This is a genomic window from Bacteroides sp. LFL-34 (genome assembly GCF_027257075.1).
Lineage (GTDB): Bacteria > Bacteroidota > Bacteroidia > Bacteroidales > Bacteroidaceae > Bacteroides > Bacteroides ovatus.
Genome location: NZ_JAPQKZ010000002.1, coordinates 96,545 through 112,118 on the forward strand (window position 1 = coordinate 96,545; position 15,574 = coordinate 112,118).

Sequence of the window (15,574 nt, forward strand, 5' to 3'; positions counted from 1 at the left end):
TGAATAATTATTTTTTCTTCTTGCTTCCCGGAGGGCCAGGCATGAACGGACTTCTTTCTCCGCCACTTTCCTGATTTCCTTCAGCAGCCACATTTTCACCGGGCATTGCTCCTATGGTAGCTTCGGTCACTACTTTTGTTCCTTCGGAAATGCCACTGATAATTTCTGTAGATATACCGTTGCTGATTCCTACTTCTACCGGATGAGCGGTGAATGTGGTTCCTTCACGAGTCCAGAGTTTATGTTCGCCTTCGCAATCTTTTATGATGTCATTATTACCGATTAACGGTTTTTCAGGTGTGAATCGCAGTGCTTTGTTCGGGACAGACAACACATCCTTTTTATCAAGAATATAGATCGTGACATTAGCTGTCAAACGAGGTTTCAGTTTCAAATCAGGGTTGGGAGCAGAGATTACAACTTCATAAGTAACTACTGTAGTGGTGGTGCTTGTACTGCTCGTACTGCTTGCATCTCCCAGACGAATTTGTGTAACTACACCTTCGAATACATCATTCGGATAAGCATCTACCGTGAAGCTGGCACGCTGGCCTTCTATTACACCGCCTATATCAGCTTCATCCACATCGGCTACTACCTGCATCTGTGTCAGGTCGGCAGCAATGGTGAACAGTGTCGGAGTTTCGAATCCGGAAGCAACGGTTTGTCCTGCTTCCACATCACGGCTGATGACTACTCCGTCAATCGGTGAGGTGATAGTAGCATAAGCCAGGTTACGTTCTGCTTTTGCGAGCGATGCCTTACTGCTATCATAGCTACTTTTCGCTTTCTGATAGTTGTAGAGGGCCTGTTCGAAATCCGTATCACTAATCAGTGACTTTTCGTGTAAGCCTTTGCTACGTTCATAATTCTTCTTCTGATATTCATATTCGGCTTTTGCACCATCGTACGTTGCCTGTTGTGATGCCAGTTCGCTTTGCAATGTGGCACGGTCCATTTCGGCAATCAACTGTCCTTTGGTTACTACCGAGTTGTAATCTACGTAAATCTTGTCGATGATACCGGAAACCTGCGTACCGACTTCTACTTCCGTCACCGGTTCGATGGTTCCGGTAGCAGTTACCGAATTTGAAATATCGCCTTTGCTCACGTTGGCAGTGGCGTAGGTGACTTTGTGCTTGGCCGGTGAACCTGCAAAGAACCAGATTCCTGCACCTGCTACCACAACGACTGCCACAGCGATTAAGATAATCTTTTTCGTTTTCATTCGTTTATTATGCTTTTATTTAGATTGCTAATTGATCTCCCTGATAGAACTTCAGCAACTGCATATTCAGTATAGCCATATATTTGGCTTGAAGCTGTTCCTGCTGTGCTTGTAGCAAGTTGTTCTTTTCAGTAAGAAGTTCTATGGTATTCTTCATTCCCAGATTAAACTGTTCGCTAATTAACTCATAGCTGATTTGTGTACTCTTCAACTTCTCGTTTGCTGCTGCATAACGTTGCTGTGCACTGTTAGCATCCAGCCAGAGTCCTTCGATGGTCTTGTACAGAGTTTTTTGTTCGTCAAGCAAGGATAACATGCTCGTCTCGTATTGCAATTTTGCTTTCTGTACGGCACTTTTAGTTTGACGGTTATTGAAGATCGGCACACTGACAGACAATCCGATCGAATTGTTCCATCCGTTTTTTACTTGCTCTCCGAAAGTGAAGTCACTGCCGCTGGTGTGGTTGGTTCCGATTCCTGCGCTAAGGCTGATTGTGGGCAAATAACTTGATTTGGCAATACCGATACCCAGTTCGGAAGCCTCTACATTAAGTTTGCTAGCTTCAATCTCTGGGCGAAGACTCAATGCACGAATGTACACATCTTTTTTGGTAGGCAACGGAGCCAGTACATTTTCGTCGGACAGGGCAGGGAGGTAGATGTTCATTTCATTCTCCCCATCCAGTTCGAGCAATTGTTTCAGTTGTAATTTGTAATCTTCAAGAGTGGCTTGCGCTGTGACAAGTTGGTATCGGTCTGTGCTCACCTGTGCTTCCAGTTGGGCGAAGTCGCTTTTAGCAATACTTCCGGCGTTCAGAAGTTCCTGTCCGCGGTCACGCTGCGCAATAGAGACTTGCAGGGTACTTTCGTTTACTTTGACAGACTCGGCTGCATAAAGAATCTGGATATACACTTGGGCGATAGATTCCTGAATGTTATTTTCGGAAGTCGCTACGTCCAGTTCGGCTACCTGATTGTTCAACTTTTCCTGCTGGATGGTTTTCAGTCTTTTATTACCATTATATAGAGTCCACGACGCATTCAGTCCATAATTACCATTGTAGCTCGTTTTACTATTGCTACTGATAATTTCGCTGCCGCTTACCCGACTACTCGTCTCCTGATACGGACGATTCACCACCTGCTGGCTGGTAGAGAACGAAAGACTGGGAAACAAGGCAGCCTTAGCTGTCTTTACATCAATCTGCGTGCTGGCCGCAGTGATCCGGTTCTTGCGAATCGTGATGTTCTGCTCTTTTGCGTAGTCGATGCATGACTGCAAATCCCATTGAGCCGGAATTTTCGTTTCTTTCAGCGTATCGACTTGCAGCGGAGAAACTTGGGCAGATATGCCGGACAGCATACCTGCTCCAAGAAATGTCATCACTGTCAATCTTCTTACATTTATCATATTCATACTTCTATTGATTTACTGTTAGCGAAGGTACGTACATATTATATATGCCGCAAAAACGATAGACGGATGACGTAATTTCGCCGTTAAATGTTTTTTTTCTGTCGATAGGCAGGTTTTTGAAGAAAAACACAACAAATCACACAACTTTTTTGACTAGTTGTTTGTTTTAATTATAAAAAATGTATATTTGTACTCATTACAAATTATAACGTCAACATATGAAGAATACACTGCTTACGATCTGGAACTTCTATTTGGAGGGCTTCCGTAGTATGACCTTGGGGCGTACCCTGTGGGTTATCATTCTGCTGAAATTATTCGTTATGTTCTTCATCCTTAAAATGTTCTTTTTCCCTGATTTCCTCCGTGACCATCCTACGGATGACGACAAGGGAACATACGTGGGAAACGAACTGATAGAACGTGCCATCCCCGGTAAATCTACTGATTTTTAACTCTTAAACTACATAGGATTATGATTGAAAGTATTGACACCTCGCTGATCGATTGGTCGAGAGCCCAATTTGCGATGACAGCCATGTACCACTGGATTTTTGTTCCTCTCACACTCGGACTGGCAGTGGTGATGGGAATCATGGAGACGCTGTATTATAAAACAGGCAATGAATTTTGGAAAAAGACTGCCCAGTTTTGGATGAAACTCTTCGGTATAAACTTTGCCATTGGTGTGGCAACCGGTTTGATTCTGGAGTTTGAGTTCGGTACGAACTGGAGCAATTATTCATGGTTTGTAGGAGATATCTTCGGTGCTCCGTTGGCTATTGAAGGTATTTTGGCATTCTTTATGGAAGCCACATTTATCGCCGTCATGTTCTTTGGATGGGGCAAAGTAAGTAAACGTTTCCACTTGGCTTCTACCTGGCTTACAGGCTTGGGGGCTACGATTTCTGCCTGGTGGATTCTCGTTGCCAACGCATGGATGCAGCATCCGGTAGGTATGGAATTCAATCCTGATACAGTTCGTAACGAGATGGTAGATTTCTGGGCAGTGGCTACGTCACCTGTAGCGGTCAATAAATTCTTCCATACGGTATTGTCCGGCTGGGTGCTGGGCGCTGTTTTTGTAGTCGGCATCAGTTGTTGGTATCTGCTGAAGAAACGTAATCGTGAGTTTGCGCTTGCCAGCATCAAAATTGGGGCGATTTTCGGATTAGTAGCATCGTTGCTTTCTGTTTGGACAGGTGATGGTTCCGGTTATCAGATTGCCCAGACGCAACCGATGAAACTGGCTGCTGTGGAAGGTCTGTATGAAGGCGGCACTAATGTAGGTCTGGTTGGAATAGGAGTGTTGAACCCGGAAAAGAAGACTTACAACGATGGGAAAGATCCTTTCCTCTTCCGTTTTGAAATTCCCAGCATGCTTTCTTTCCTTGCAGAACGTAATGTAGACGGCTACGTTCCTGGTATTACAAATATCATCGAGGGTGGTTATCAACAGAAAGACGGATCGACAGCTCTTTCTGCTGCCGAGAAGATAGAACGTGGAAAAACGGCTATCGGTGCATTGGCTGCCTATCGTGCAGCAAAGAGTGCAGGACATGAGGAAGATGCTCAAATTGCATATAAAGTATTACAGGAAAATATTCCATATTTCGGTTACGGATATATCAAAGATGTGAACCAACTGGTTCCGAATGTTCCTCTGAACTTTTATGCATTCCGTGTAATGGTAATCTTGGGCGGATACTTCATCCTGTTCTTTATTGTCGTTCTCTTCTTTATCTATAAGAAAGATTTAAGCCAGATGCGTTGGATGCACTGGATTGCTCTGCTGACAATTCCTTTGGGATACATCGCCGGACAAGCCGGATGGGTGGTTGCCGAATGTGGGCGTCAACCGTGGGCTATCCGTGATATGCTGCCGACAATGGCTGCCATCTCCAAACTGGATGTAAGCTCTGTACAAACGACTTTCTTTATCTTCCTGCTCCTGTTTACAGTGATGCTGATTGCAGGTGTCGGAATTATGGTAAAGGCTATTAAAAAAGGACCGGAGAATTGATAATTACCTATTACTCATTACTTAATATTTTAGCTATATGTATATATTTTTGCAACAATATTGGTGGCTTGTCGTTTCCTTGTTAGGGGCCATACTCGTGTTCTTATTGTTTGTACAAGGAGGTAATTCTTTGTTGTTCTGCTTGGGTAAAACCGAGGAACATCGTAAGATGATGGTGAATTCTACCGGACGTAAGTGGGAGTTTACGTTTACTACATTGGTTACATTTGGAGGAGCTTTCTTCGCTTCTTTCCCCTTGTTTTACAGTACCAGTTTCGGCGGTGCATATTGGCTTTGGATGATTATACTTTTCAGTTTTGTATTGCAGGCTGTCAGTTATGAGTTTCAGAGTAAAGCCGGAAATCTGTTAGGTAAAAAGACATACCGGACTTTTTTGGTGATTAATGGAGTGGTAGGTCCTGTGTTACTTGGTGGGGCAGTGGCTACTTTCTTTACCGGTTCTGATTTCTATATTAATAAGGCCAATATGACAGATACCATTATGCCGGTAATCAGTCATTGGGGAAATGGCTGGCACGGATTGGATGCACTGACCAACATTTGGAATGTTATTCTTGGATTGGCTGTCTTCTTCCTTGCCCGTGTGTTGGGATCTCTCTATTTCATTAATAATATTGATGATAAAGAGCTGACCGATAAATGTCGTCGTGCAGTACGAAATAATACAGTTTTGTTCCTTGTATTCTTTTTGGCATTTGTCATTCGTACATTGGTATCTGATGGCTTTGCCGTTAATCCGGATACACAGGAAATTTATATGCAGCCATATAAGTATCTCACTAACTTTATCGAAATGCCGGTAGTGTTGGCTTTATTCCTGATTGGTGTGGTACTGGTTCTTTTCGGCATTGGAAAGACATTGCTTAAAAAGACGTTTGATAAAGGAATCTGGTTTACGGGAATCGGTACGGTACTGACTGTTTTATCTTTATTGCTGGTAGCAGGGTACAACAATACCGCTTATTATCCGTCATATACAGACCTGCAAAGCTCATTAACTTTAGCCAATAGCTGTTCCAGCGAATTTACACTAAAGACAATGGCCTATGTCTCTATTCTTGTTCCATTCGTAATTGCATATATTTTCTATGCTTGGCGTAGTATCGATCGTCACAAAATTACCGAGAAAGAAATGGATGAAGGAGGACACTCATATTAATTGTCCACATAGAATTTCGAATTGAGATTCTTGTAGGAACAAATAAACTCCCCTTATTTAATTCTTTATGTCATGGTAGAGAAGTTAAATGAGGGGAGTTTTTATATATAAGCCTTTTCTATCCTTTCGGATATATCGCTTTTTATTTATTGACTATATTCTCCGGTTTTCCGGCAATGTAAGCCTGAAGGTTACTGATTGCAATATTCATCAGACGTTCACGAGCCTCGATGGTTGCCCAGGCAATGTGCGGAGTGATGTAGCAGTTCTTCGCAGTTAGTAATGGATTGTCGGCACAAGGCGGTTCAGTAGAAAGCACGTCTACTCCGGCTGCATAAATCTTGCCATTGTTCAAAGCGTCTGCAAGGTCTTGTTCGTTGATAAGCGGGCCGCGACCGGTGTTGATTAAAATAGCTGTCGGCTTCATCATACCCAAACGGCGTGCATTTACCATTTCGCGTGTCTCCGGAGTAAGCGGGCAGTGCAAACTGATAATATCACATTCGCTGAACAACTGATCTAAATCCATCTTCTTGATTTCCGGTGGCAACTGGAAGTGAGATTTAGAAGTCAATGCATACACTTGCATACCGAAACCGATAGCAACGCGCGCTGTGGTATATCCGGTATTTCCCAGTCCTACCAGACCGATTTTCTTTTCCCGTAGTTCCATCAATGGAGTATCCCAAAAACAGAAATCCTTGTTATTAGCCCAACGACCTTTATGCACTTCTTCAGAGTGGTGTTGCACTTGTTGAGTGATGTTCAGGATATGCGCAAATACCATTTGAGCAACGGAAGCGGTGCTGTATGAAGGAATATTAGTAACGACGATTCCCCGTTCTTTTGCAGCAGCTGTGTCTACCACATTGTATCCGGTAGCCAACACACCGATATATTTCAGTTCGGGCAGTGCAGCCATGTGGTCTGCATTGATGATTACCTTGTTAGTCAGAATTGCTTCTGCACCGGCTGCACGTTCTAATACCTCTTCCGGAGCTGTACGATCATAAATTGTACATTCTCCAAGCACCTTCATACCTTCCCAGGATAAATCTCCGGGATTGGCGGCATAGCCGTCTAAAACTACAATCTTCATTTCAATTTCAATATTATTAATATGTTATAATGTTTCCTACTGCTTTATTGTGCTTTTAGCTTCTCTTACAGAAGGGAGTGACTTATTTTACGAACACTTATTTCTTAAATTTGTCTCCCCACAACTGTATCATTCGCTCGGCATGTTTCTGTTCTGCCGGATTGTTTTGCGGTTGCCATATTCGTTTGTCTTTCAGCTCGTCCGGAAGAAATTGCTGTTTGACAAAGTTACCTTCATAGCTGTGCGCATATTTATATTCCTGTCCGTATCCCAACTGTTTCATCAGTTTGGTCGGAGCATTGCGCAGATGCAAGGGCACAGGCAGATTACCGGTTGAACGGACTAGCTCCAGTGCATCGTTAATCGCACTGTATGCCGAATTACTTTTTGGACTGGTAGCCAGATAAATCGTTGTTTCAGCCAAAGGAATCCGTCCTTCGGGCCAACCGATTTTCATCAATGTATCAAAGCACGCATTAGCGAGAAGCAATGCATTCGGGTTTGCCAGACCAATATCCTCGGCAGCCGAGATCACCAGTCGGCGGGCAATGAAAGCCGGATCTTCGCCTCCTTCCACCATACGGGCAAGCCAGTAGATCGCTCCGTCAGGATCGCTACCGCGGATAGACTTGATGAAAGCCGAGATAATGTCATAATGCATCTCTCCATCCTTATCATAAGCCAGTGGATTCTGTTGCAAGCGTTCGGTCACCATTTCATCGGTGATGACAACTGTTTCCTCCGTCTCCGATTGCACAACAAGTTCCAATATATTAAGCAGTTTGCGGGCATCTCCACCGGAGAAGCGCAGCATAGCTGTTGTTTCTTTCAATTCAATTTTTCGTTCCTTCAGTATGGCATCCGTAGTGATGGCACGTTGCAGAAGTTCCAGCAAATCTTCTTTTTCCAAAGATTTGAGTACATAAAGCTGGCAACGGGATAGGAGAGGGCGGATGACTTCGAACGACGGATTCTCCGTTGTTGCGCCAATCAGTGTGACTGTTCCGTTCTCTACCGCTCCCAACAGAGAATCCTGCTGCGACTTGCTGAACCGATGGATTTCATCGATAAACAGAATCGGGCTGGACTGTGAAAAGAAGCGGTTGCTCTTGGCACGTTCTATCACTTCGCGCACATCCTTCACACCGGAAGTCACGGCACTTAACGTATAGAAAGGTGTTTCCAGTTTGTTGGCAATGATTTGCGCAAGGGTTGTTTTACCCACTCCGGGAGGTCCCCAGAGAATAAACGAAGAGATGCGTCCTGCGTCAATCATTTTCCGCAAGATAGCCCCCGGTCCAACTAAATGTTTCTGACCGATATAATCATCCAAAGTCTTTGGCCGTAACCGTTCTGCTAGTGGTTGCATAATTTTTTAGAATACCATTAATACCATGAAGCGGATACCGTTTTTGTTGATACCCGGATTATCACGATAAGTGAAACGATGTACATACTCAACGTGCAGCAACTTGAAAATGTTGTAGATACCTACACTTGCTTCGACATACGGCACTTTCGGGTCCATCACGAAACTGGTGAACTTACCGTCACGTGTCGGGAAACGGAACAAATCGGGATTGTTGCTCTTGAACGGATTGTTCTTGTCCGTCAATGTTCCCCACAAAGCACGTACACGGAACATTTCCCTCCATTTCAGGTTCTTGATAAGAGGAATACGGTTGAAGAGTTTTCCATTCATGTCGTAGGATAATGACATGGAAGCGTAACGGTCGTTCAGGAATTCCATGTTATTAATCAAGTTGAACGTTTCGCGCTGGGTGATGTAGGACAAGTTGGCTTCCGGCAGGATTAACAACGGGAAAGGAACTGTGTTCCATTCTGCACCTGCTTTCACGCTGCAATCAATCTTTCCCCAGGAAGCCGGGAGCCAGAAACGTTTCCACACACTTGCTTCCGTACGGTTAAAGTTGTAATCTCCACCCAATACGCCTTTGAAACCCATGGCATGAGTGAGCGTAAAGATAGGAGCGTCCAGCGACACAGGCACGCGGCGTTGCTTGGAATTGACAAATGATTCGCCCGGCGCATAGCGCAGCGTCAGACTTGCTTCGGAAGTTGTGACATCGTGCACACGGGTTTGTGCGGCATCATTACGCAGATATTCCAGTTTGCCGGTCGGTTCGTCGTTACGGTGTCGCAACATGGCTTTCACTCCGAATCCGGTCAGCGTTTCGAGTTCATAATTAATGGTGGCGTCGCGCATATACGACATTTGGTCTACTGTCGTTGTTTTGACCGACAGGAAGATATTATCTTTATCCGTAAACAGGAATTTGTCCATCGGAGACATTACGTCATAACTGTACGTTGCCGAAAGATAATGTTTCGGGAACTCCCAAACCACATAATCGCGTTTGTTGAACGAATAAGTCACCGTTCCGCTATATTTCCAGCGTTCGTCTTTCAGACCGTACGCTCCGTATCCGCTCAAGAACCAGTGCTTGTCGAAATGAGCCGTAGTCATACCGCTCAACCGGAAACGGGTACCATCAATGTAATTGCTCGAAATCATGGTGTTGATAGGGCCGATGTCCACTTTGCTCGGATGCTCTTTGCTTCCTGTTTCTACAAAGTTCTCAATCAGTGCTTTCGCTCCGAAGATGATGTATTTGAATCCCGGAATCTGTTCGAGACGGTTGACGAATACATCCATCGAACTTTCTTTCTTTGTCAATGGTACTTGACGGACACTCGCCCAGTACTCATCGCTTTTCGAGAGCATATCCGCTTCTTTTATCACGCTGCCTTTCAACCGGAACAGTCGTTGTTCAATAGGATCGAATTTATAGTTACTATATTTCGTGGTTCGTTCCACCTGCAATCCACCTGCTGTTTTGTTGGAATTCCAGGAAAGGTCTACGGTCATGTCATCATCCGCCAACACCCAGTTGCCGTTGGGCAGTTGCTCATACTGTTGCGTGATGTCCATGCGGTTGACAAAGTTGACTCCGGTCTTTTTAGGCAGGTTCATTGTACATTTCTGAACGGCGTATGTAGAATCATTCAATACATACAGATGGCCGGTGAATCCGAAGTCCTGCGAGTTTTGCGGAACAAAAGTAAGGTGGACACATTCGCGTTTGTTTACCATCAATGTATCCATCAGATAATATTTATAAAATGAGATGGCATTGTTACCGATCGGACTGACGAAACGCTGCTGAAGCAACCGGATATCATCATCGTAGATATTGATGTCGGCAAATACGTCTTTCAATACGGTACCGAGCATATCTCCCGTAGAGAAAAATTCTTCTATACCATTGGAGTTCTTTCCTTTGATAATCGTTTTCTTGTTTTCGGGATTTTTGCGGTAGATGGTTTGCGAGGACGTTTCCTGTACGGAAATTGGGAGAATCAACTTATTGGTTGTTTCCGACACTTCCACTTGGTCTCTTAAGAATGAATATTTTTTGTAGATACCTTTTTCAAGCTTTTCCGGTGTGAGGTCGTTGATAGACATTTTCATCTTCTCGTACTTGTCGTACTGATAGTACTCGTTCACTTCGAGGACTTGTGCCTTTTTGTGTTCGATTACCTTCTTCATGAATTCCACTGCCGGATTGTTTTTGCGGGAATATTTCTCCTTTTGAGGTTTCACGACAACCTCGTTCAGGAGCACATTATCCGGAGCTAACTTAACGTTCACTGTCTGATTGTTGGAACCAACCCGAACCGTTTTACTGATATAACCTACAGCGGAGAACACCAGTGTTCCTCCGTTTCTGCGGGTGTCAAGACTGTATTCTCCGTCAATATTGGTGATGGTTCCCATATCTCTCTTCTCCTGATAGTAAACAGAGATATACATCAATGGCTCGTGGGTAATCGAATCAGTGACTACCCCTTTAATTTGCTGCGCAAAAGCATTGGAAGCTACCAATACGAGTAAGAACAGTATAAGTATTTTGTTATATCGTTGTATCATAACGTTCGTAGTAGGGCTGCAAAGTTAACAAATAACTCTAAGGATAACAGAATATATAACTTTTTTTACCCATCGTTTTTGGTTGTTTACAAGCATATATCGTCCGATAATTCAAGGAACATCCCGCTGTTAATCCTTTTGATAAGGGCATTTCCGCATTTCGTTCTCCCAGTTTCGGTATTTGAAACCTTTGCTCCCGTTGTAGGGCACTTTTTGTTTCGACATTTGAAACTTTTTGTTTCCCGGCATGAAACTGTTGGTTTCTCGGTGTGAAACACTTTGTTTCTCGGTGTGAAACTATTAGTTTCAAGGCGTGAAACTAACAGTCCCATGCCGGGAAATGGAATGGAACATGCCGGGTAAATGTTATTTGCTCGTAAGTATCTGTACAATACGCTCTGCGGTACGTCCGTCCCAACGTTCGGGAAGTTCGCCACGTTTCCATTCACCGTGCATCAGTGTATCCATGGTTTTGGCAAGCAGGGCAGGATCTTCTCCGACAAGTTCGTTGGTTCCCATGCGCCACGTTTCCGGATGTTCGGCATACGTGTTGAGTGTGATACAAGGAATACCTAGGAAGGTCGCTTCTTCGGCTACGTTTCCTGAATCTGTTATGATTCCTTTCGCCTTGTTTATCAGATAACCGAAGAACAGGTAGTTTTGCGGCGGCATGATATGGAGATTCGGAGCTTCGATGTCCAACTCTTTAATGGCATTACGTACGTAGGTATGTAGCGGTGCAACGATAGGCATACCGGCGGACTTGTCGATGATTGTTTTCATCAACTGACGTAGATTCTCCTTATTGCCGAGTAATACACGACGGTTGAGAGTAAATAGGAGATAATTTCCTTCTTGCAGTCCCAAGACGGAGAACCATATCGGTTTGAGCAAGCGGTTCCGGTTATAGCGGATGGCATCAATCAGAATGTTACCTACATAGTATACGTTTTCGCTTTCCGTTCCCGTCTGGTTCAGGTTGCGGTTGGCAACCATACCGGCTGTGAACAGATAGTCGGATAGTCCGTCTGTAATCATGCGGTTGACTTCTTTCGGCATTTTCATATCGAAAGAACGGGTTCCGGCTACGAGATGCGCTACCTTGATACCTTGTTTCTTGGCAACGATGGCACAACTCATGGTTGCGGTCAAGTCGTCTACCACAAGGACTACGTGTGCCGGATTTTCCGTCAGTTCTTGTTCAAAGGCTACCATGATTCCGGCTGTCAAACTCGTTGGATTACTGCTTTCCACTCCCAGATATACATCAGGAGCTTTCATGTCGAGATCCGAAAAGAGAGAAGCATCCAGACTCGTATCGTCTTTCCTTCCTGTATAAACCAGTCGGTAAGAGATACTTTTACCCAGCGCCCGTGCGGCTTCAATAGCGCGTGTAATGGGAGCTATCTTCATAAAATTGGGGCGTGCCCCCGCAACAATTGTTATTTTCATATTGTTTCTACCTAATTCGGTTTAATTCGTGAAGCAAAAGTACATTTTCTTACGGAATTTATTCGTTACTTTGCATACAAAATAACAAATATATGCCCACATTCGTTCAAATTCTTGATTTTATAGGCACATTTGCCTTTGCTATTAGTGGTATCCGGCTAGCTTCGGCGAAACGTTTCGACTGGTTCGGCGCTTATGTGGTAGGACTTGCTACGGCTATCGGCGGCGGTACCATCCGTGATGTACTGCTCGACGTGACACCGGGATGGATGACTGACCCTATCTATCTGATTTGTACAGGACTGGCTTTGTTATGGGTCATCTGTTTCGGACGCTGGCTCATCCGGCTCAATAATACTTTCTTCATTTTCGATACCATCGGTCTGGCACTGTTTACCGTGGTAGGTGTAGGCAAGAGCATTGCTCTGGGGTATCCTTTTTGGGTGGCGATTATCATGGGTAGCATTACGGGAGCAGCCGGTGGGGTGATTCGTGACGTATTTATCAATGAAATACCTCTTATCTTCCGAAAGGAGATTTACGCAATGGCTTGCGTCGTAGGCGGTATTGCATATTGGATTTGCGATCTCGCAGGTATGGAGTCCTACGCTTGTCAGTTGATTGGCGGATCAGCCGTATTTCTGACTCGCATCTTAGCTGTAAAATATCACATTTGCCTGCCTATATTAAAAGGTGGGGAAGAGCCGGAAGAATAAAAAAGATATTGCCCGAGTGAATGTGTTCATATTGTTTCTATCGGATAGCTAAGAATTAATAGTTTATATTATAAAATTAGGCACGGATTACACGGTTGCTGTATGGTAATCATCATTCTAACAACCGTGTAATCCGTGCAATCCACGCCTAATAATACAAAATTATTTAGCCCGTTTCTCTTACTTGTTTTTTGTTTCTTACTTCTCTTCCTTTATATACAGCTCCCCCTGAAAACTAATGGACTGACGGTTTTGCATATTGACATCAATGCTTGCCGAACCATTGGGGAATACTTTGATTCTGTATTCATACCTGTCTTCAGGATTGCGTGCGATAAACTCGATGACGGCATTTCCTTTCTTATCCATTTTCATACTGTATTCTTTGAGCACAGCTTTAAAATTTAGCCCGTCGCCTCCGCCATAGGGGATGCTGTAAGCCCGTCCATAATAAGGCAGATAAGAAATGACCGAATCGTTTCTGATTTCCAGTGAGTAGGAAGATGTCAAAGGGATGGAGCGTCCGCGCATCGGCATGGCGGTGTTGACATCTATCTTGTAGTTTTCAGATTCAATCAGCTTCTTTACGGCTTCTTTCTTCTGTTCTTTCTTTTCCTTTTTACTTTGAGCCGAAAGGGTAGGGATGCCCACTAACAAGGCTAGTAACAGCATAAAGATTTGTTTCTTCGTTCTCATATCAGTTGTATTTAGGTTGATGTATATATGTATAACAACCAAATATAAGAAAAAGACAGGGATAGTTCTGTTTCCTTTAATGAAAATTAAACAGAAATCCCTGTTATTTATAAGTTTAGACCAATTAAGGGCATAATCAACTTTTGAATAAAAACGCTTGGGAAGAAAATTAGAACAGGCTTTTAGAACTGTTCCAGTATTTCAATTCGTTTTTCAATGGGAGGATGAGTGGCAAACAATCCGTTGATTCCGCTGAATATACTTTTCGATTTCTTTTTAGGATTCTGTATAAATAATTGCGCCACGTCTTTCCTTTCTACTGCCTCGATGGCAGGATCTGCCGATATTTTGCGGAGAGCACTGGCCAGTGCCAACGGATTCTTCGTCATTTCTGCCGATCCCGCGTCTGCCATGTATTCGCGTTTGCGTGAAATGGCAAAACGCATCAGGCTTGAGAAAAGATAACCGATGGCAGCTATCACTAAAGCGAGTAGAATGAAAAGAAAAATACCGCCACTACCTTTGCTGTTGCTGCGTACACGTATGTGCGTGATGGTATATAATGTGATTTCTGTCAGCATGGAGAAGATACCGACAAAGACGATGGATATTATCAGCAAGCGCACGTCACGGTTGCGGATATGACTTAGCTCATGCGCAATCACTGCTTCCAGTTCTTCATCATTCAGTTTTTTGATGATACCTTCCGAGAGGGTAACAGTGTATGTACGTTCATTGATGCCGCTTGCAAATGCATTCAGAGAACTGTCATAGATGATATTGATTTTCGGCATCTTCATGCCTTGCGACATACATAGGTTTTCTACCAGGTTGTAAACGCGTTTATTCTCTATACGATCCAGCGGTTTGGAACCGGTGGCAGAATTGATAATGCTTGTGTTGGCCCAGTAGGCAATCAGAAACCAGATGATTACGATTCCCATGGTGTATGGCAATGAAGAGAGGAAGAAATGATTGACCATTGGCATTATTTCTATTTCCATACTCTTTCCGTATCCAAAAAGAACCAACAGGTAGCAGGATAAATAGAGGAGTGCTGCCACGAGACAGGGAAACAGGAACAGTAGAAACGCAGAGCGCAGATTATTCCGGCTCTGCTGTGTTTGGATTCCGACGTATTGCATGCGTGTTCAACTTTTGTAATTGAGTGGACGGTGTGAATAAAAAGTTTAGAAACTTATTTTAGGTGCCTGATCCAGATTCGCACGTTCATTCTTCCCCAGGTCGAACATGATTTCTCTTTGGAATCCGGTCATTCCTGCTACTATATTCGATGGGAATGTCTGTACGGCGTTATTATATTCTTTAGTTGCCGAGTTGAAGTAACGGCGGACAGCAGCCAGTTTATTCTCTACATCAGCAATTTCTTCCTGTAATTGCAGGAAATTTTGATTAGCTTTCAAATCGGGATAAGCCTCGAGAGTGATTTTCAATCCTGCAAGAGCAGAGCTTAACTGGTTTTCGGCAGCTATCTTATCATCAATCGTTTTTGCGCCGACTGCACCGTTACGTGCCTGAATCACCCGATCGAGCGTTTCCTTTTCGTGTGCGGCATATCCTTTCACGGTGTCTACCAGTTGGGGAATGAGATCATGGCGTTGTTTCAACTGTACATCGATGTCGGCAAACGCGTTTTCACGATTGTTTCTCAATTTCACTAATGAGTTGTACATGGAAGCAAAAATGATGCCCAGCAATACAATAATCCCTACAATAATAAGTATGGTCATAGCTTTTTGTTTTATTTAATAATATAAAATCAAAAGTAATCTATTTGGTTCTTTTAACCA

Annotated in this window: 13 protein-coding genes; 4 read left to right on the forward strand and 9 right to left on the reverse strand. The window is 43.8% G+C overall.

What is annotated here, in order from left to right; all coding sequences use genetic code 11:
* Window positions 1-7: 7 nt before the first annotated feature.
* Both N5O98_RS00820 and N5O98_RS00825 read right to left on the reverse strand, forming a co-directional pair.
* Window positions 8-1,228: an efflux RND transporter periplasmic adaptor subunit gene (locus N5O98_RS00820; RefSeq protein WP_004311574.1), complete on the reverse strand. Its 1,221-nt coding sequence runs from the start codon at window positions 1,226-1,228 to the stop codon at window positions 8-10.
* Window positions 1,229-1,247: 19 nt separating this feature from the next.
* Window positions 1,248-2,645 carry a TolC family protein gene (locus N5O98_RS00825; protein WP_004326925.1) on the reverse strand — a complete coding sequence of 466 codons (1,398 nt, stop codon included), beginning with the start codon at window positions 2,643-2,645 and terminating at the stop codon, window positions 1,248-1,250.
* A gap of 218 nt (window positions 2,646-2,863) precedes the next feature.
* On the opposite strand from N5O98_RS00825, the gene N5O98_RS00830 reads away from it, so the two are divergent.
* The 3 genes from N5O98_RS00830 to cydB are packed head-to-tail and all read left to right on the forward strand — an operon-like array spanning window position 2,864 to window position 5,848.
* A complete protein-coding gene (locus tag N5O98_RS00830; protein ID WP_004300334.1) occupies window positions 2,864-3,100 on the forward strand; it encodes a DUF4492 domain-containing protein in 237 nt (78 codons plus the stop codon).
* 20 nt (window positions 3,101-3,120) lie between these two features.
* Window positions 3,121-4,668: a cytochrome ubiquinol oxidase subunit I gene (locus N5O98_RS00835; RefSeq protein ID WP_004326926.1), complete on the forward strand. Its 1,548-nt coding sequence runs from the start codon at window positions 3,121-3,123 to the stop codon at window positions 4,666-4,668.
* Between the two features lie 37 nt (window positions 4,669-4,705).
* On the forward strand, window positions 4,706-5,848 hold the full coding sequence (gene cydB, locus N5O98_RS00840) for a cytochrome d ubiquinol oxidase subunit II (RefSeq protein ID WP_004300336.1): 1,143 nt from the start codon (window positions 4,706-4,708) through the stop codon (window positions 5,846-5,848).
* Window positions 5,849-5,990: 142 nt separating this feature from the next.
* On the opposite strand, the gene N5O98_RS00845 is transcribed toward cydB, so the two are convergent.
* The 4 genes from N5O98_RS00845 to wecB all read right to left on the reverse strand — a co-directional run bounded on the left by N5O98_RS00845 (window position 5,991) and on the right by wecB (window position 12,351).
* A complete protein-coding gene (locus tag N5O98_RS00845; protein ID WP_004306363.1) occupies window positions 5,991-6,947 on the reverse strand; it encodes a D-2-hydroxyacid dehydrogenase in 957 nt (318 codons plus the stop codon).
* Between the two features lie 97 nt (window positions 6,948-7,044).
* Window positions 7,045-8,316, reverse strand: coding sequence for a replication-associated recombination protein A (locus N5O98_RS00850; RefSeq protein WP_004311579.1), 1,272 nt, complete (start codon window positions 8,314-8,316; stop codon window positions 7,045-7,047).
* Between the two features lie 6 nt (window positions 8,317-8,322).
* Window positions 8,323-10,899, reverse strand: coding sequence for a DUF5686 and carboxypeptidase-like regulatory domain-containing protein (locus tag N5O98_RS00855; RefSeq protein WP_004311580.1), 2,577 nt, complete (start codon window positions 10,897-10,899; stop codon window positions 8,323-8,325).
* Between the two features lie 366 nt (window positions 10,900-11,265).
* Entirely contained in the window at window positions 11,266-12,351 is a 1,086-nt protein-coding gene (gene wecB / locus N5O98_RS00860) for a non-hydrolyzing UDP-N-acetylglucosamine 2-epimerase (protein WP_004311581.1), read from the reverse strand.
* A 92-nt stretch (window positions 12,352-12,443) separates the two neighbouring features.
* Between wecB and N5O98_RS00865 the strand changes: the two genes are divergently transcribed.
* Entirely contained in the window at window positions 12,444-13,067 is a 624-nt protein-coding gene (locus N5O98_RS00865; RefSeq protein WP_004311582.1) for a trimeric intracellular cation channel family protein, read from the forward strand.
* 198 nt (window positions 13,068-13,265) lie between these two features.
* On the opposite strand, the gene N5O98_RS00870 is transcribed toward N5O98_RS00865, so the two are convergent.
* The 3 genes from N5O98_RS00870 to N5O98_RS00880 all read right to left on the reverse strand — a co-directional run bounded on the left by N5O98_RS00870 (window position 13,266) and on the right by N5O98_RS00880 (window position 15,514).
* Window positions 13,266-13,763 (reverse strand): DUF4251 domain-containing protein, encoded by a 498-nt coding sequence (locus N5O98_RS00870; protein WP_022199337.1) that lies wholly within the window; start codon window positions 13,761-13,763, stop codon window positions 13,266-13,268.
* A 182-nt stretch (window positions 13,764-13,945) separates the two neighbouring features.
* A complete protein-coding gene (locus N5O98_RS00875; RefSeq protein WP_008643886.1) occupies window positions 13,946-14,908 on the reverse strand; it encodes a M48 family metallopeptidase in 963 nt (320 codons plus the stop codon).
* A gap of 45 nt (window positions 14,909-14,953) precedes the next feature.
* On the reverse strand, window positions 14,954-15,514 hold the full coding sequence (locus N5O98_RS00880) for a LemA family protein (protein WP_004313396.1): 561 nt from the start codon (window positions 15,512-15,514) through the stop codon (window positions 14,954-14,956).
* Window positions 15,515-15,574: the final 60 nt, after the last annotated feature.